Below are 16,703 nucleotides of genomic sequence, written 5' to 3'. Positions count from 1 at the left end.
GACAGCCGGGCGTGGCACGCCCGGCGCGGGGCTCGGTCCGGGGGAGGCGGTGGGGGCGGCGTCGGGGGAGACCGCGGCGGCCGTACGTACGAGCTGATCCGCGCTTGCGGATGCTAGCGGATGGGCGCTAGCTTGGAAGTGTGGCGAAAACACAGCTGAACGTGCGAGTGGACGAAGCCACCGCTGAGGCGGCGCGGGAACGCGCGCTGCAGCGGGGCGTGAGCGTGAACCGCTATATCGAGGAGCTCGTCCGCCAGGACGCGGGCGAAGTCGGCCATACCTTCGTGGAATCGGCCGCGGACTTCATGAAGCAGTACGAGACCGTGTTCGCCGAGGAGTTCGGCGCGGAGCGCGAAGGCCGCCGTTGAGCCTCCGCATCGACCTCGCCTGGCTGCTCATGATCGCTGAACACAACACACCCGGTGACCCCCAGGTCACCGACTGGGGCGCCCTCGTCGCCGCCGTGAGCAGGCACGAGGCGGACATCTTCGGCACCCCCGTCTACCAGGACCCGCAGGCCCGCGCCGCCGCGCTGCTTCAGCTGCTGCTGCACGTACCGGCGCTGGAACGCTCCAACGCGCTGTTCGCCTCCGCCGTCGCCTACGCTTATCTCGTCGCCAGCGGCCTCAAGATCGTCACCTCGCCGGAGCAGGTCCGCGACCTGGCCCGGCTGGTCAAGGACGGCACGGCGGACGTGCACGCCATCGCCGACGAGCTGCGCACCTGGAGCCTTTAGCGGCGGGGGTCGCCAGTGCCCCTCCCGGAACAGGCCCTAGGAGGCTTCCGCGTCCGGGCTCTCGACCGGGCCTTCGCCGCCGTCCTCGTCCTCGACCGGCCGCCGGGCGACGCCCAGCACATGCGCCGAACTCGGCAGCGGCAGCCCGTGCTCCGGCACCCGCAGCCTGCGGTACGGGCCGACCTCGAAGCCCGCCTCCGCCAGCGCGGCCAGCGTGTCCCGGCCCGTATGGCAGCCCCCGAAGAACAGCGGCCACACCGTATGGTCCAGCGCCCGCTGCATCGCGGCCAGGCACCGGCCGCGGGCCCGGCAGTGCTCGTAGAAGCGCAGCTCGCCGCCCGGCCGCAGCACCCGCCGGATCTCCCGCAGCGACCGGGGCAGGTCCCGCACCGAGCACAGCACAAGCGACGCGACGGCGGCGTCGAACGCCTCGCTCTTGACCGGCAGCGCCTCCGCCGCGCCCGGTGCGACGTCCACCGGGACCTCGGCGCGCAGCGCCGCGCCGACCGCCAGCCGGCGCAGGCTGCGCTCGGGCTCGATCGCGACCACCTCGGAGACCGTCAGCGGGTAGTGCGGGAAGTTCAGCCCGTTGCCCGCCCCGACCTCGATCACCCGGCCGGACAGCCCGGCGAGCAGTTCCTCGCGGTGCGCCCCGACGCCGGCCCGTTCCTCGGCCAGTGCGCTGAGGCGGACGCAGAGGCGGGCGAACCAGGGGTGGTGCACCGCGTCGTGCGGCAGCTTCCTTCTCCGGGAGAACGGCAGAGACCGCCAGAACGGCAAAGACCTCGTAGACCGCGTAGACCGTGAAGACATAGCCCGACCCCTTCCTGCACGGCACTTCGGCTACCGCGATTGTGCCCTGCGGATGCGCTCCGTGACCGGACGACGCCGGACCGGCGGGTCCGCCCGCACGGAGCCCGTACGACCAGAGGGGCGGGGCCGCCCAGTGAGGCCGGAGGGGGAGTGCGGGACTACGCGTCAGGGGCCATCCGGGCGCGGAACTCCTCGGCGTCCCACCCGCCGTCGAGGGCCGGCGCGAGCCAGCCGGCCGAGGCCGCCCGGAACGCGGCGGGTGTCAGCGCCCCCGCGCCGGCGGGGATCGCGCCCAGCAGCGGAGCGCCGGCCGACTCGGGCAGATCGGCCAGATTGCAGCGCGCGGCCAGATCCGGTCCGGCCGGCCAGCTGCCGACCAGCACCCCCGCGCACACCAGGCCGCCGACGCGCAGCGCCTGCGCCGTCAGCGCGGTCGCGTTGAGCGTGCCGAGCCCGGCCGGGGCGACGATCAGGACCGGCGCGTCCAGCAGCGTCGCCGCGTCCGCCAGCGTCGAGCCCGCCGCGTCGAACCGTACGAGCAGCCCGCCCGCGCCCTCGATCAGCACCAGGTCGTGCTCGGTGGCCAGTTTCCCGGCGGCCTCGGCGATGTCGCGCGGCTGTACGGGTGTCATCGCGGCCCGCCGGGCGGCCGTCGCCGGGGCCAGCGGCTCGGGGAAGCGGGCGAGTTCGACGGCGGTCACCGCTCCGGCGAGCCGCACGACCTCCATCGCGTCGCCCGGCTCGCCGGGACCGACGCCGGTCTGCGCGGGCTTGAGCACGGCCACGCTCCGGCCGCGAGCCAGCGCCGCCGCCGCGATCGCCGCGGTGGCCACCGTCTTGCCGACCTCCGTGCCGGTCCCCGTGACGACCAGTACCGACATCCCGCCCCCTTCCGCTCTGTCCAGCTCTGACTCTGTCCATCGATCCCGCTGGCGGGGTGCGCCGGCGCACCCCGCCCCGGCGGCCTCAGCCCGCGCTCGCCGCCGCGCTCACCGCCGCGCAGATCCGGGCCAGATCCTCGTCATCGGTGACGAACGGCGGCATCGTGTAGATCAGGTCGCGGAACGGCCGCAGCCAGACGCCCGCGCGCACTGCGGCCTCGGTCGCCGCCGCCATGTCCACCTCGTGGTCGAGCTGCACGACGCCGATCGCGCCGAGCACCCGTACGTCCCGTACGCCCTCGACCGCGGCCAGCGGCGTCAGGCCGTCCCGCAGTCCTGTCTCGATCCGCTTGACCTCCTGCCGCCAGTCCTGCGCGAGGAGGAGGTCGATGGAGGCCGTCGCGACGGCCGCGGCCAGCGGGTTGGCCATGAAGGTGGGGCCGTGCGCGAGCACCGGGACCTCGCCCCGGGAGATGCCCTCGGCGACCCCGGAGGTGCACAGCGTGGCCGCCATCGTCAGATAGCCGCCGGTCAGCGCCTTGCCGACGCACATGACATCGGGGGAGATCCCCGCGTGGCCGGCCGCGAACAGCTCGCCCGTGCGCCCGAAACCGGTCGCGATCTCGTCGAGGATCAGCAGCACGCCGTACGCGTCGCACGCCTCGCGCAGCACCCGCAGATAGCCGGGGGAGTGGAAGCGCATCCCGCCCGCGCCCTGCACCACCGGCTCCACGATGACCGCGGCGAGTTCGTCGGCGTGCTCGGCGATCAGCGCCCGCAGTCCCGCGACGTAGCCGGGGTCGGGGTCGGCGTCGAAGCCCGCGGGCGGCTCGTCCGCGAAGATCTGCCGCTGGAGCACCCCCGACCAGAGCTGGTGCATCCCGCCGTCGGGGTCGCACACCGACATCGGCTGCCAGGTGTCGCCGTGGTAGCCGCCGCGCCAGGTGAGCAGCCGCTGCTTGGCCGGCCGCCCGGCCGAGCGCCAGTACTGGAGGCACATCTTCACGGCGACCTCGACCGAGACCGAACCGGAGTCGGCGAGGAAGACATGGCGCAGCGGCTCCGGGGTGATCTCCACCAGCCGGGCCGCGAGCCGCACGGCGGGCTCATGGGTGAGCCCGCCGAACATCACATGGCTCATCCGGTCCAGCTGGCCGCGCGCGGCCTCGTTGAGCACCGGGTGGTTGTAGCCGTGGATGGCCGACCACCAGGAGGACATGCCGTCGATCAACTCAACGGCGCCCCAGGCCGGTTCGGCGAGCCGCAGCCGGACCCCGGACGCGGATTCGACGACCAGCGGCGGCTGCCGGCCGGGCATCGGCCCGTACGGGTGCCAGACGTGCTCACGGTCGAGGGCCAGCAGCTCGCCGGTGGTCAGCGCGCCGGTGCCGACGCCGCCGGCGGAAGGGCCGAGCGCGGGCCCGGTATCGGGCGGCGTGGCGTCGGGCGGCGCGGCTTCGGCGCGGGGGAGCGGCTCAGGCATTGGGCGGCAGCTCGGTTCCCGCGCCGCGGCGGCGCACCGAGACCAGATCCGCGCGGGACGGGCCGGCGGCGACGGCCGCGACCGGCGCGGGAGCCGCAGCGGGAGCCGGGGCGACCTTGACCGCCGGGCCGGGTACGACGGCGGTGACCGGCGCGGACTCGGCGGGCGCGCCCGGAGTGCCGTCCGATGCGGTGCCGCCCGATGCGGCGTCGTCCGAAGAGGTCTCCGCGGCGGAGCCCCCGCACGGGCCGCGGCCCCCGGCGTCGTGGCCGGAGCAGCCGCCGTCCGCCGCCGCCTTGGCCGCGGTCTGCGCGTCCACGCGATGCGTGGGCAGCGTCGTCGCGTCGGTGCCCTCCACCTCGAAGCCCGCGTCGGCGATCATGTCGAGGTCGGCCTGGCCCTCCTGGCCCTCGCTGGTCAGGTAGTCGCCGAGGAAGATGGAGTTGACCAGGTGCAGCGCGAGCGGCTGCATCGTCCGCAGATGCACCTCACGGCCGCCCGCGAGACGTACCTCCACATCCGGGCAGACGAACCGGACCATCGCGAGGATGCGCAGCGCCCGCTGCGGCGTCAGGTTCCACTCCTTGCCGAGCGGTGTGCCCTCGAACGGGATCAGGAAGTTGACCGGCACCGAGTCCGGGTCCAGCTCGCGCAGCGCGTAGACCACGTCCACCAGGTCCGCGTCGGACTCGCCCATGCCCGCGATCAGCCCGGAGCAGGCGGACAGCCCGGCCGACTGGGCCTGCTTCACCGTCGAGACCCGGTCCGCGTAATCGTGCGTCGTGCAGATGTCGCCGTATGTCGCTTCCGAGGTGTTGAGGTTGTGGTTGTACGCGTCCGCGCCCGCCGTCCGCAGCCGCGCCGCCTGGCCGTCCGAGAGCAGCCCGAGGCACGCGCAGACCTCGATGCCCTCGTTCTGCGCCTTGATCGCCTCGATGGTCTGCGAGACCCGGTCCACGTCCCGGTCCGTCGGCCCGCGGCCGCTGGCGACCAGGCACACCCGCTTCGCGCCGCCGGCCACCCCCGCGCCCGCCGCCGCGGCGGCCTCGTCCGGCTTGATCCAGGTGTACTTGAGGATCTCGGCCTTCGAGCCGAGCCGCTGCGAGCAGTATCCGCAGTCCTCGGGACACAGCCCCGACTTGAGATTGACCAGGTAGTTCAGCTTCACCCGCCGCCCGAACCACTGCCGGCGCACCTTTCCGGCGGCGGCCACCACGTCGAGCAGTTCGTCGTCCGAGGTGGCCAGCACGGCCAGCGCCTCGTCCCGCGTGGGCAGCTCGCGGCGCAGCCCCTTGTCCACCAGTGTGTTCAGCAGGTCCATGTGGCTGATCCTCGCCTACGCCGGCATCCGGGGCCAAGGAGAGATCGAACAACACCGGCCGATCCAGGTGTGTGTATCGCCACACCCTGTGCCGGCTCCCGCGCGGCTACGTTTTAGTCGAACCCCACAGGAACAGCAGCAGAAACACGCAGCAGCAGCGAAGGACGGCCGATGCCGCAGGACCCGCGCGACCCGTTCGACTGGATCGACGAGCAGGCGCGGGCGCGCCGCGGCGCCGGGCTGGTGCGTACGCTGCGGCCGCGGCCCGCCGACTCCCCGCTGCTGGACCTGGCGAGCAACGACTACCTGGGCCTGGCCCGGCACCCGGAGATCACCCGGGCCGCCGCCGAGGCGGCCGAGCGGTGGGGCGCGGGCGCGACCGGCTCCCGGCTGGTGACCGGCAGCACCGAACTGCACGCCGAGCTCGAAGCCGAACTCGCCGACTTCTGCGGATTCGAGTCCGCGCTCGTGCTCTCCTCCGGCTACGCGGCCAACCTCGCCGCCGTCACCGCGCTCACCGCCGCCGGCACCCTCGTGGTCTCCGACGCGGGCAACCACGCCTCGCTCATCGACGGCTGCCGGCTCTCGCGGGCCGAGACCGCCGTCGTGCCGCACACCGACCCCGAGGCGGTGCGCAAGGCCCTCGACGCGCACGATCCGGTGGACGGCCGCGCCCTCGTGGTCACCGACTCCGTCTTCTCGGTGGACGGCGACGCCGCGCCGCTCGCCGCGCTGGCCGCCGCCTGCCGCTCGTACGGCGCGGCCCTGGTGGTGGACGACGCGCACGGCCTCGGCGTGCTGGGCCAGGGCGGTCGCGGCGCGGCGCACGCCGCGGGGCTCGCGGGGGCGCCCGACGTCGTCGCCACCGTCACCCTCTCGAAGTCGCTGGGCAGCCAGGGCGGCGCGGTGCTCGGCCCGGCCCGGGTCATCGAGCATCTCGTCAACACCGCCAGGACCTTCATCTTCGACACCGGGCTCGCCCCCGCGGCGGTCGGCGCCGCCCTCGCGAGCGTGCGGCTGCTGCGCCGGGAGCCCGAACGGGCCGCGCGGGCGCGTACGGTCGCGGGCGAACTGCACCGGCGGCTGAGCGCGGCGGGCCTCGACGTGACCCGCCCCGACGCCTCGGTGGTCTCGGTACGGGCCCCCTCGGCGCGATCGGCGCTGCGCTGGGCCGCGGACTGCCGCTCGGCGGGGCTGGCGGTCGGCTGTTTCCGTCCGCCGTCCGTGCCCGACGGCGTCTCCCGGCTGCGGCTGACGGCCCGCGCCGATCTGACGGATCAGCGGATCGGGGACGCGGTCGACGCGATCGTGAAGACCGCGCCGACCGGTTGAGCACTCAACTCCGGGTCGGGAACGTCCCGTTGCCCACTGCTTCGACGAACGCCGCCCAGCTGGGCGGCGAGAACAGCAGCGCCGGGCCGGCCGTGTTCTTGGAGTCGCGCACGGCCAGCGCCCCGGAGCGCAGCGAAGCCGCTTCGAGACAGTTGTTCATCGCGGTGCTCCAACTGCTGCGATGCCAATGGACGCCGATCAGGGTCGCGCTGTGCGGTACGTGGCGAGGAGGTGCGGACCATGGTGCCTCCTTACGTTCGCGCGCCGCCATACGCCTGCGCGATGCCGGCGATGAAAGCCAACGAATCCTTGTCGGGAAGGGCGCGGGCCCGCAAAATGTCGAATGCGGCGTTGCACGCCCTGAGGTCTTCCTTCTGTTCGAGATAGAGGCTACTCGTCAGGTGGTCCAGAACAACCATATCCAGATCAGCAATGAGCGGAAAGGAGAAGATAACGAAAGGGCCGGTCACTCCGATATGCACCCCACGCGAGAACGGCAATACGCTGGAGCCGCACCCGGGGCAGCGCTCCCCATTCCACCAGCCGCCACAATTGCTCGGCCATTACCCGCGGGCCACCCACATCGCGGCGCAGCACCGCCTCGTCCAGCACCGCGCACAACTCCATCGGCGGGTCGGCCCGCAGCACCGCCTGCCGCGCCATCCGCACCTCCACCAGCGAGTTCAGCTTGGCCGGCGGCAGCGCGCCGAGGGTCGCGCGGGTCAGCGCGCGGGCGTAGCCGGGTGTCTGCAGCAGCCCCGGCACGACGGTCGTCTCCAGCGTGCGCACCCGCGCGGCCTGCGACTCCAGACTGATGAAGTCCCGGCGCTCCGGCGGCAGTAGTTCCCGGTAGGCGTTCCACCAGCCCTGCCGGACCCCGTCGCCCCGCTCGCTGTCCGCGCCGCCGCAGAGTGCCGTCAGCAACGCCCGCAGCTCCGGATCGGTCACCGCGTACGCGTCCATCAGCCGCGCGACGTCCCAGGGCTTCACACCGCTGCGGCCGGTCTCGATCCGGCTGACCTTGGACTGGTGCCAGCCCACCCGGCGGGCCGCCTCACCGCTGGTGAGCCCGGCGTGATCGCGCAGCCGGCGCAATTCCGCGCCGAGCTTTCGGCGGCGCACCGCGGGACCGTGGCGCATGCCGCCTCCTCCGGACAATGCCGCCCGTTCGATCCGTTGTGGCCGATCCGTTCGTGGTCAATGCACCAGTGTGCCGCCCGAATACGGTCTCCCGTAGCAGAGTTCACCGCTTCGAGCGACAGATATATGCATACCTTGGTGGATCGCCACCAATGACGGCAGCATAAATGGGACTCTGGCGCGAAGCAGCCGTTCGGGGCCGCCCGCGACTTCGCTACGCACCGCATCGGAGTCCGGCCTCGGCGGGAAAGGGACAGCGTCGCCATGGCAGACCACCAGGAAGTATCCGTCACCCTGCCGAGCACTCCGGTGTCGGTTTCCACGGCGCGCGCCTATGTCACCGGCCTGCTCACCGATTGGGGGCTGCCGCCGGGAGCCGACATCCGGGACAGCGTCCGGCTGATCGTCTCCGAACTCGCCACCAACGCGGTCCAGCACACCTTCGGCCAGTCGCCCACCTTCACCGTGCAGGTCCAACTCGACCGGGACGAGCAGCTTCGCGTCGGGATCACCGACAGCCACCCGCGCTGGCCGCAGCGGCTGCCCGCGGCGGTCCAGCAGGACAACGGCCGCGGCATGGTGATCATCCGCTGGCTTGCCGCGGAGGCCGGCGGCCGGATGTCCGTCACGCCCACCGAGGAGGGCGGTAAGACGGTCTGGATCACGCTGCCCTGGCCCTCGGCGACGCCGCTTCAGGGTGAGCGCTGATCCTTGCGGGGGCTGTTCGGCTCGGCCGGGACCGGCCCACCGGCCTTCCCCGGTTCGGTGATCCTCCACGATCACCGAACCGAGGAAGGCCCGGCGGGGCCGGTTCTACGGCCTCAGCTCTACGGCCTCAGCTCTACGGCCTCAGCTCTACGGCCTCAGCTCTACGGCCTCAGCTCTACGGCCTCAGCTCTACGGCCTCAGCTCTACGGCCTCAGCTCTACGGCCTCAGCTCTACGGCCTCAGCGCACCCGTCCGTACCAGACGCTGCGCGTCCAGATCCGCTCCAGGCGCACGACCGATCCGCTCTTGGGCGAGTGCCAGATCCGGCCGCGCCCGGCGTAGATCCCCACGTGGTAGACGCCCCGTCCCGAGTGGAAGAAGACCAGGTCGCCACTCTTGCGGTGGGACGCCGAGATATGTCGGGTCTTGTTGTACTGGGCCGCCGCGGTGCGCGGCAACTGCTTGCCGACGCGCTTGAACGAGTAGAGCGTGAGCCCCGAGCAGTCGAAGCGGTGCGGGCCGCTGGCCCCGTAGCGGTAGGGCGAACCCTTCTTGGACGCCGCGATCTTGAGTGCTTCGGACGAGTGCCCCGACGCTTCGGCGGTCGGGGCGAAACCCGGGGCCAACGCGGTGCCGCCGACAGCGGCGATGGTGAGAGCCGAGATGGTGCCTGCCCGGGTGAACAGTGCGGGGACGTGAATTCGCGCAGTCATGCGCAACCCTTCGTCAACCGCCTGCGAAAGATGACCTGTCGGGTTCGGGCAGGCGAAGTTGCCCGGCCGTTTTCACGGCTTCACCCCAAGGGGCGACCGGTGTGTCCGGTCGGCCCGCCGTGCTTGGGTCCTCCGCTCCTGCCGATCCACTGGTGTCGACCAGTCATCCGGTACGGCGGCAGGATTCGGCGTCCGCCCGGACCGCCCCACCGAGGCGGCGGGGGCTTGTCGTCCCAGGGATCGTCACGCACCTCGGCCACCGGTTCCGAGCCGAAACGCCCTATTGTGACACTCGCCACTTCTGACCCATTCAGGTGACACGGGCTGATTCGCTCCTGGTGCGCGACCCCCGAGGAGTCCCGTACCAGGGGCGGAATGGACACCTCCGCCAAACGCCCGGGCGCTCCGTGCAAGTTGATCAGCGCAATACGTCTGCCTCCGGCTACGCCGAACAGGTGATCCCATTCGGTGCGTACGAGCGACTACAGCGGGTCGCCCCACCCCGATCCGCATCGGTCCGATCGCGGATATCGGGCTCGGCGGGCAATGCGCTCAACGGCTGGGGCCGGTCCCGGAGCCGGCTCCGGGACGGGGATCAGCCCTTATATCACCCTCCGGGTAGGGGCGGCAACGAGACCCGGCGCGCGCGGCGCTCCCCATCCAGCACCCGCAGCGCCCGCGCCGGCGCGTTCATGGGCGGCTCGCGCTCGCCGCGCTCGTGCGTCAGGGCCGGACCGGGGCCTGCTTGCGGCTGCTGGTCGGCCCGTCCACCAGGCCGTAGGCCACCGCGGCCTCGGCGTCGAAGATCTTCTCGCGCTCGATGTCCTGGCTGATCCGCGCGGCCGGGCGGCCGGTGTGCCGTACCAGCAGCTCTTCCAGCAGGGCGCGGACCCGCTGCATCTCCCGGGCCTGGATCTCCAGGTCGCTGGCCTGGCCGTGGAACGGCTCGCTGACCGACGGCTGGTGGATGAGCACCCGGGCCGTCGGCAGCATCACCCGCCTGCCCGCCGCAGAGCACCGCGGCCCGGACGCCGGGGATCGGCGACCGGGCCGCTAGGGCTGACGGTGATGCGGGCTGTGCTCCCGGTGCCCGCGTGTGCCGCGGGCGCCGGCGGCTGTGGAGCCGGCTGTTCCGGGTGGTGCTGTCGGTTCCGCCGCCGCGGGCCGCGCCGGTGACGCCGCCCGCACTGCTGACGCGGGCCCGGCCGGTGTTTCGGGTGCCGGGGGCGGCGGCCCGCAGCGTCCGGGGTCAGGAGCTGAGCTGCCAGACCGCGTCGGCGATGGCGTCGCTGTTGGTGTCCAGCGCCTTGTCGTCGATGTTCGCGGTCGTGTCGCAGGACGCGTGGTAGCAGGGGTCGAAGGCCTCGCCGGCCTTGCCGCCCCACTTGTCCGCCTGCTCCTGGGTCTTCTTGTAGTCCGCGCCGGAGAAGAGGCCGCCGACGGGTATCCCGGCGTTCTTGAAGGAGGCGTGGTCGGAGCGGCCGTCGCCCTCGGTCTCGATCTCGGTCTTGATGTCCTTGGCGGCGTACCAGTCCTTGAACGTCTTCTCGATCGCGGGGTCGTCGTCGTAGACGAAGTAGCCCGGGTTCGGCGAGCCGATCATGTCGAAGTTGAGGTAGCCGCCGATCTTCGAACGGTCGCCGGTCGACAGCTTGTCGACGTAGTGCTGCGAGCCGATCATGCCGAACTCCTCAGCGCCCCACCAGCCGAACCGCAGGTGCTTGGTGGGCTTGAGATCCGCCTTGGCGACGGCGAGCGCGACCTCCAGGATGCCGGCTGAGCCCGAGCCGTTGTCATTGATGCCGGGACCGTCGCCGACCGAGTCCAGGTGCGCCCCGGACATCACGACGTCGTCGGCGCTGCCTCCGGGCCAGTCGGCCACCAGGTTGTAGCCGGTGGCGCCGTTGTAGTCGAACTCCTGGACGGCGGTGGTGAATCCCGCCGCGTCCAGCTTCGCCTTGAGGTAGTCGATGGAGGCCTTGTAACCGGCCTCGCCGTGGGCGCGGTTGCCGCCGTTGGCGTCGGCGATCGACTGCAGTTCGCCGAGATGCGCCTTGACGTTGGCGACCGAGATATCCGGCGCCGCGGCCGGCGCCGGGGCTCCTTGAGCGCCGCTCGCGGCGCCGAGCAGAGCGGCGGTGAGAGCGGTGCAGGCGCCCGCGGCCAGCGCGGCGCGACGCAGAGGTGCTGTTCGTGTCATGTGAGGCTCCGATGATGATGTGGGGGGTCGTGCGGAGCGAGTTGACGCGGACATGAGAATCGATGGTGCGGCGGCGCACGTCAAGAGCGCATACCGGACACGGAGTTGCGGCATGCGGACGAATGCGGGCATACGCCAAGCCGTCGGAAGGGTCGTGCGCCGTCCGCGTCCCGCAGTGGGCCTGTGTGTGGACGTCGAGGTCAGGGGCGGTGCGGAACGCTCTTCCGGGGCTCACCTCCATGGGGGAGCAAAGGCCGAGTTAACGCGATGGAAAAGGTTGCGTATTAGCGTGTAATTCCTGGGCGTCGGACCGCTAACCGCAGGTCAACAGAGTGTTGAAGTCGGATAGGGTCCCGCTGAGGTCGGTGGGCGATACATCCATACTCGCCGCTCTCGGACCGGTAGTAACGCCGGGCCCCTCCCGTTCCACGCAGGGCGGTGGGAGGGACGACTGTGAGGTGGGAAGCGTGCATCTGACCCCGCACGAGCAGGAACGACTGCTCATCCATGTGGCCGCCGACGTGGCCGAGAAGCGACGGGCACGGGGGCTGACGCTCAATCACCCCGAGGCGGTCGCGCTCATCACCTCGCACCTCCTCGAAGGCGCCCGCGACGGCCGCACCGTCGCCGAACTCATGTCCTCCGGCCGCAAGGTGCTCACCCGCGACGAGGTGATGGACGGCGTGCCGGAAATGATCCACGACGTCCAGGTCGAGGCGACCTTCCCGGACGGCACCAAGCTCGTCACCGTCCATGAGCCCATCGGCTGACAGGCAAAGACCGCAGATGATCCCCGGAGAAATCCTCTTCGCCGACGAGCCGGTGCGCCTCAACGAGGGCAGCCCCGTCACCCGTCTCGCCGTACTCAACATCGCCGACCGGCCCGTCCAGGTCGGCTCCCACTACCACTTCGCCGAAGCCAACCCCGGCCTCGACTTCGACCGGGCGGCGGCCCACGGGCAGCGCCTGAACGTCGCGGCCGGGACCGCCGTGCGCTTTGAACCCGGCATCCTCGCCGAAGTCGAACTCATCCCGCTCGCAGGCCGCCGCTTCGTCGCCGGCCTGCGCGGCGAGACCGGAGGCGTTCTGCATGACTGAGCTGAGCCGCGCCGCGTACGCCGACCTCTTCGGCCCCACCGCCGGGGACCGGATCAGGCTCGCCGACACCGACCTGCTGATCGAGATCGACCAGGACCTCTGCGGCGGCCCCGGACGCGCCGGCGACGAGGCGGTCTTCGGCGGCGGCAAGGTCATCCGCGAATCCATGGGCCAGTCCCGCGCCACCCGCGCCGACGGGGCGCCGGACACCGTGATCACCGGCGCCGTCGTGCTCGACCACTGGGGCGTCGTCAAGGCCGACGTCGGGCTGCGCGACGGCCGGATCACCGCGCTGGGCAAGGCCGGCAACCCCGACACCATGGACGGCGTCCACCCCGACCTGGTCATCGGCCCCGAGACCGAGATCATCGCCGGCAACGGCAAGATCCTCACCGCCGGGGCGATCGACGCCCATGTGCACTTCATCTGCCCGCAGATCGCCGACGAGGCCCTCGCCTCCGGCATCACCACGCTGATCGGCGGCGGCACAGGCCCGGCCGAGGGCAGCAAGGCCACCACCGTCACGCCCGGCCCCTGGCACCTCGCCCGGATGTTCGAGGCGATGGAGGCGTACCCGCTCAACATCGGACTGCTCGGCAAGGGCAACACCATGAGCCGGGGCGCGATGTACAGCCAGCTGCGCGGCGGAGCGGTCGGATTCAAGATCCATGAGGACTGGGGCGCGACCCCCGCCGTCATCGACGCGTGCCTCACCGTCTGCGAGGAGACCGGCGCCCAACTCGCCCTCCACACCGACACGCTGAACGAGGCCGGGTTCGTCGGCGACACCCTCGCGGCCATCGCGGGCCGCTCCATCCACGCATACCACACCGAGGGCGCGGGCGGCGGCCACGCGCCCGACATCATCACCGTGGTCTCGCAGCCCCACGTGCTGCCGAGCTCCACCAACCCCACCAGGCCGCACACCGTCAACACCATCGAGGAACACCTCGACATGCTGATGGTCTGCCACCACCTCAACCCCGCCGTGCCCGAGGACCTGGCCTTCGCCGAGTCCCGCATCCGGCCCAGCACCATCGCCGCCGAGGACATCCTGCACGACCTCGGAGCCATCTCGATCATCTCCTCCGACGCCCAGGCCATGGGCCGGGTCGGCGAGGTCGTGCTGCGCACCTGGCAGACCGCCCACGTCATGAAGCGGCGGCGCGGAGCGCTGCCCGGCGACGGCCGCGCGGACAACCACCGGGCCCGCCGCTACGTCGCCAAATACACCATCAACCCGGCGGTCGCCCAGGGCCTCGACGCCGAGATCGGCTCCGTGGAACCGGGCAAGCTCGCCGACCTGGTGCTGTGGGCCCCGGCGTTCTTCGGCGTCAAGCCGCAACTCGTCATCAAGGGGGGCCAGATCGCCTACGCGCAGATGGGCGACGCCAACGCCTCCATCCCCACCCCGCAGCCGGTCCTGCCCCGGCCCATGTTCGGCGCGATCGGCCGTGCGCCCGCCGCCAACTCCTTCAACTTCGTCACGCGGACGGCCATCGAGGACGGCCTCCCCGAACGGCTCGGCCTCGGCAAGAAGTTCATCGCCATCCGCAGCACCCGCGGCCTCACCAAGGCCGACATGCGCGAGAACGACGCCCTGCCGCACGTAGAGGTCGACCCGGACACCTTCACCGTGACCATCGACGGCGACCCGGTCGACCCGGCCCCGGCGGCCGAACTTCCGATGGCCCAGCGCTACTTCCTCTTCTGATGATCCCCATGACCGTTCCGGTCGCCCCCGCCGAACACCCGCCGGCGAGCCCGCCGACGCCCGCGCCAGGGCGTTCGGCCGGCTCACCGGCCCCGCCGGCGAACCGCGCGGCGCTCCTCGTACTGACCGACGGCCGCTTCCCGGCCGGCGGCCACGCCCACTCCGGCGGCGCCGAACCGGCCGTCGCCGCCGGGCGGATCCACGACGCCGCGAGTCTCGAGGACGTCTGCCGGGGCCGGCTGCACAGCGCCGGCCTGGTCGCCGCGGGCCTCGCCGCCGCGGCCGCCGCCGGGCTCGACCCGCTCGACCTCGACGAGGCCGCCGAGGCCCGCACGCCGTCCCCGGCGCTGCGGCTGACCACGCGCCGGCTCGGCCGCCAGATGATGCGGGCCGCCCGCGCCGCCTGGCCGTCCGCCGAACTCGACGCGCTCGCCGCCGCCCGGCCGCGCGGCGCCCACCAGCCGATCGTGCTCGGCCTCGCCGCACGCTCGGCGGGCCTCGGCCCGCTCGACGCGGCCTACGCGGCCGGATACGAGTCCATCAGCGGCCCCGCCACCGCTGCCGTACGACTGCTCAGCCTCGACCCGTTCGACGCCACCACCGTCCTCGCCGTCCTCACCGCCGAACTCGACCAGGTCGCCGAACGAGCGGCGGACGCGGCCGAACAGGCCCGCACCGAAGGCGTCGACGCGCTCCCCGCCGCGTCGGCCCCGCTGCTCGACATCGCGGCGGAACAGCACGCGGCCTGGTCCGTACGCCTCTTCGCCTCGTAGCGCGCCCGACGGGAGGGGACGCCCCGCCCCGTACGACCGGCTCCCGCATGAACCTGCACGAATCTGCACGAACCCGTACGAACCGAGAACCCCGGAGCGCACACCATGCACCTCGATCACAGCGACACCTTCCCGCAGCGCCACACCTACAGCTCCCCGCAGCCCATCCGCCCCGACGGCACCCGGCGCGCGCTGCGCATCGGGCTCGGCGGGCCGGTCGGCTCCGGCAAGACGGCCACCGTCGCCGCGCTGTGCCGCGCGCTGCGCGGGCAGTTGTCCATCGCCGTCGTCACCAACGACATCTACACCCGCGAGGACGCCGAGTTCCTGCTGCGCAACGCGGTCCTGCCGCCGGAGCGCATCACCGCCGTGGAGACCGGCGCGTGCCCGCACACCGCGATCCGCGACGACATCTCGGCCAACCTCGAAGCCGTCGAGGACTTGGAGGACGCGGTCGGGCCGCTCGACCTCGTACTGGTGGAATCCGGCGGCGACAACCTCACCGCCACCTTCTCCAAGGGGCTCGTCGACGCCCAGGTGTTCATCATCGACGTCGCGGGCGGCGACAAGATCCCGCGCAAGGGCGGTCCCGGTGTGATCACCTCGGACCTCCTGGTCATCAACAAGACCGACCTGGCCCCGCTGGTCGGCGCCGACCTCGGCGTCATGGACCGCGACGCCAGGGCCCAACGCGGCGACCTGCCCGTCGCCTTCACCTCGCTCGCGACCGAGGGCGGCATCGAGCCGGTCGCCGACTGGGTCCGCGAGCGGCTCGCCGCCTGGACCGCGGCCCGGCCGTGACCGCGAGCGCACCCCCGGCCGAAGCGACCGGCGCGCGGGGCGGTGGGCGGGGCGCTGACACCACCACCGGCGCACCCGTCGCCGCGCCCACCCCCGAACGGCCCGCGCCGACCGGCATGTCGACCGCTGTCCGGACCACGGCCCCGCCCACCTCCGGCACCGGAGTCCGTGCCACCGCGCGGATCACCGCCGCGCCCGACGGGCGGGGCGGCACCGCGCTGCCGCTGCTCGCCGGGGACGGCCCGCTCGCGCTGCGCCGCACCCGGGGGACGGGCTCGGCGGCCCATGTCACCATCGTGGGCGCGATGTGCGCCCCGCTGGGCGGCGACCGGCTCGCCATCGATGCCGCGGTGGAGGCGGGCGCCCGGCTGCGTGTCGGCTCGGCCGCCGCGACCGTGGCCCTCCCCGGCCGCACGGCGCAGCCCGCCTCGTACGACGTGCGGCTGACGGTCGGTGAGGGGGCCGAGGCGTGCTGGCTGCCCGAGCCGCTGATCTCCGCCCGGGGCAGCGATCTGCGGATGACCACCCGGATCGACCTCGCGGCCACCGCCCGCCTGGTGTTCCGCGAGGAACAGGTCCTCGGCCGCTGGGGCGAGTCCACCGGCCGCCTCACGACACGGCTGACCGTACGGCGCGGCGGCCGCCTGCTCCTCGATCAGGAGCTCTGCTACGGGCCCGGAGCGCCCGGCTGGGACGGCGGCGCGGTCCTCGGCGGGCACCGGGCCGTCGGCCAACTGCTGGTCGTCGACCCGGCCTTCGCGGACAGCCCGCCGCAGCGGCGGCTGCTCGGCGGCACCGCGATCGTGTCCCCGCTGGCCGGTCCCGCGCTGCTCGTGACGGCGCTCGCCCCGGACGCGCTGCGGCTGCGCAACCTGCTCAACGAGGCGGCCGCGGAAACCGCAATCCTTACGGATTAGTAAAGAAACACCAGTACGACCTATTCCCAACGGTCCTTCAGGCGAAAGTATCCTCCTGCAACTCTGTGATCTC

At 72.6% G+C, this 16,703-nt stretch carries 18 protein-coding genes, 1 pseudogene and 1 riboswitch; of the genes and pseudogenes, 10 read left to right on the top strand and 9 right to left on the bottom strand.

Annotated elements, in window-relative coordinates; all coding sequences use genetic code 11:
- Positions 1 to 140 precede the first annotated feature (140 nt).
- Entirely contained in the window at positions 141 to 368 is a 228-nt protein-coding gene (locus QMK28_RS15270; protein ID WP_326438110.1) for a toxin-antitoxin system HicB family antitoxin, read from the top strand.
- Positions 365 to 736 (top strand): fic family toxin-antitoxin system, toxin component, encoded by a 372-nt coding sequence (locus QMK28_RS15265; protein ID WP_326438108.1) that lies wholly within the window; start codon positions 365 to 367, stop codon positions 734 to 736. The genes QMK28_RS15270 and QMK28_RS15265 overlap by 4 nt, the downstream gene beginning before the upstream one ends.
- A gap of 36 nt (positions 737 to 772) precedes the next feature.
- Here the strand turns inward: QMK28_RS15265 and QMK28_RS15260 are convergent, their stop codons facing one another.
- The 4 genes from QMK28_RS15260 to bioB form a co-directional block, all read right to left on the bottom strand.
- A complete protein-coding gene (locus QMK28_RS15260) occupies positions 773 to 1,549 on the bottom strand; it encodes a class I SAM-dependent methyltransferase (protein ID WP_443050733.1) in 777 nt (258 codons plus the stop codon).
- Positions 1,550 to 1,707: 158 nt separating this feature from the next.
- Positions 1,708 to 2,430 (bottom strand): dethiobiotin synthase, encoded by a 723-nt coding sequence (gene bioD, locus QMK28_RS15255; RefSeq protein WP_326438106.1) that lies wholly within the window; start codon positions 2,428 to 2,430, stop codon positions 1,708 to 1,710.
- Between the two features lie 85 nt (positions 2,431 to 2,515).
- Positions 2,516 to 3,913, bottom strand: a complete 1,398-nt coding sequence (locus QMK28_RS15250) for an adenosylmethionine--8-amino-7-oxononanoate transaminase (RefSeq protein WP_326438105.1) — start codon at positions 3,911 to 3,913, stop codon at positions 2,516 to 2,518.
- Positions 3,906 to 5,234, bottom strand: a complete 1,329-nt coding sequence (gene bioB, locus QMK28_RS15245; RefSeq protein WP_326438103.1) for a biotin synthase BioB — start codon at positions 5,232 to 5,234, stop codon at positions 3,906 to 3,908. Before bioB ends, QMK28_RS15250 begins: the two co-directional genes overlap by 8 nt.
- Before the next feature lie 171 nt (positions 5,235 to 5,405).
- On the opposite strand from bioB, the gene QMK28_RS15240 reads away from it, so the two are divergent.
- On the top strand, positions 5,406 to 6,566 hold the full coding sequence (locus QMK28_RS15240) for an 8-amino-7-oxononanoate synthase (protein WP_326438101.1): 1,161 nt from the start codon (positions 5,406 to 5,408) through the stop codon (positions 6,564 to 6,566).
- A gap of 4 nt (positions 6,567 to 6,570) precedes the next feature.
- Here the strand turns inward: QMK28_RS15240 and QMK28_RS15235 are convergent, their stop codons facing one another.
- Together QMK28_RS15235 and QMK28_RS15230 are read right to left on the bottom strand one after the other, a co-directional pair.
- A complete protein-coding gene (locus QMK28_RS15235; protein WP_326438099.1) occupies positions 6,571 to 6,837 on the bottom strand; it encodes a DUF397 domain-containing protein in 267 nt (88 codons plus the stop codon).
- Positions 6,818 to 7,706, bottom strand: a pseudogene (locus QMK28_RS15230) (helix-turn-helix domain-containing protein). Before QMK28_RS15230 ends, QMK28_RS15235 begins: the two are co-directional and overlap by 20 nt.
- A 264-nt stretch (positions 7,707 to 7,970) precedes the next feature.
- Here QMK28_RS15230 and QMK28_RS15225 point away from each other — a divergent pair.
- Positions 7,971 to 8,414 (top strand): ATP-binding protein, encoded by a 444-nt coding sequence (locus tag QMK28_RS15225; protein ID WP_326438097.1) that lies wholly within the window; start codon positions 7,971 to 7,973, stop codon positions 8,412 to 8,414.
- A 239-nt stretch (positions 8,415 to 8,653) separates the two neighbouring features.
- On the opposite strand, the gene QMK28_RS15220 is transcribed toward QMK28_RS15225, so the two are convergent.
- The 3 genes from QMK28_RS15220 to QMK28_RS15210 all read right to left on the bottom strand — a co-directional run bounded on the left by QMK28_RS15220 (position 8,654) and on the right by QMK28_RS15210 (position 11,327).
- The gene (locus QMK28_RS15220) at positions 8,654 to 9,127 is read right to left on the bottom strand and encodes a C40 family peptidase (RefSeq protein WP_326438095.1); all 474 of its coding nucleotides are present in this window, start codon (positions 9,125 to 9,127) and stop codon (positions 8,654 to 8,656) included.
- A 3-nt stretch (positions 9,128 to 9,130) separates the two neighbouring features.
- Positions 9,131 to 9,315, bottom strand: a riboswitch (cyclic di-AMP (ydaO/yuaA leader).
- 535 nt (positions 9,316 to 9,850) lie between these two features.
- The gene (locus QMK28_RS15215) at positions 9,851 to 10,120 is read right to left on the bottom strand and encodes an ATP-dependent Clp protease proteolytic subunit (protein WP_443050732.1); all 270 of its coding nucleotides are present in this window, start codon (positions 10,118 to 10,120) and stop codon (positions 9,851 to 9,853) included.
- A gap of 256 nt (positions 10,121 to 10,376) precedes the next feature.
- On the bottom strand, positions 10,377 to 11,327 hold the full coding sequence (locus QMK28_RS15210) for a M28 family metallopeptidase (protein WP_326438094.1): 951 nt from the start codon (positions 11,325 to 11,327) through the stop codon (positions 10,377 to 10,379).
- A 467-nt stretch (positions 11,328 to 11,794) separates the two neighbouring features.
- On the opposite strand from QMK28_RS15210, the gene QMK28_RS15205 reads away from it, so the two are divergent.
- The 6 genes from QMK28_RS15205 to QMK28_RS15180 all read left to right on the top strand — a co-directional run bounded on the left by QMK28_RS15205 (position 11,795) and on the right by QMK28_RS15180 (position 16,630).
- The gene (locus QMK28_RS15205) at positions 11,795 to 12,097 is read left to right on the top strand and encodes an urease subunit gamma (RefSeq protein ID WP_326438092.1); all 303 of its coding nucleotides are present in this window, start codon (positions 11,795 to 11,797) and stop codon (positions 12,095 to 12,097) included.
- A 16-nt stretch (positions 12,098 to 12,113) separates the two neighbouring features.
- Positions 12,114 to 12,425, top strand: coding sequence for an urease subunit beta (locus QMK28_RS15200; protein ID WP_326438090.1), 312 nt, complete (start codon positions 12,114 to 12,116; stop codon positions 12,423 to 12,425).
- Positions 12,418 to 14,139: an urease subunit alpha gene (locus QMK28_RS15195; RefSeq protein ID WP_326438088.1), complete on the top strand. Its 1,722-nt coding sequence runs from the start codon at positions 12,418 to 12,420 to the stop codon at positions 14,137 to 14,139. The genes QMK28_RS15200 and QMK28_RS15195 overlap by 8 nt, the downstream gene beginning before the upstream one ends.
- An 8-nt stretch (positions 14,140 to 14,147) precedes the next feature.
- Positions 14,148 to 14,912 carry an urease accessory protein UreF gene (locus QMK28_RS15190; protein ID WP_326438086.1) on the top strand — a complete coding sequence of 255 codons (765 nt, stop codon included), beginning with the start codon at positions 14,148 to 14,150 and terminating at the stop codon, positions 14,910 to 14,912.
- Positions 14,913 to 15,017: 105 nt separating this feature from the next.
- Positions 15,018 to 15,713 carry an urease accessory protein UreG gene (gene ureG, locus QMK28_RS15185; RefSeq protein ID WP_326438084.1) on the top strand — a complete coding sequence of 232 codons (696 nt, stop codon included), beginning with the start codon at positions 15,018 to 15,020 and terminating at the stop codon, positions 15,711 to 15,713.
- Positions 15,714 to 15,829: 116 nt separating this feature from the next.
- A complete protein-coding gene (locus tag QMK28_RS15180) occupies positions 15,830 to 16,630 on the top strand; it encodes an urease accessory protein UreD (protein ID WP_326438134.1) in 801 nt (266 codons plus the stop codon).
- Positions 16,631 to 16,703: the final 73 nt, after the last annotated feature.

The organism is Streptomyces sp. H27-D2 (assembly GCF_035828615.1).
Taxonomy (GTDB): domain Bacteria; phylum Actinomycetota; class Actinomycetes; order Streptomycetales; family Streptomycetaceae; genus Streptomyces.
Note: the sequence above shows the minus strand (reverse complement) of the source record. Positions and strands in the feature narration are given on the sequence as shown.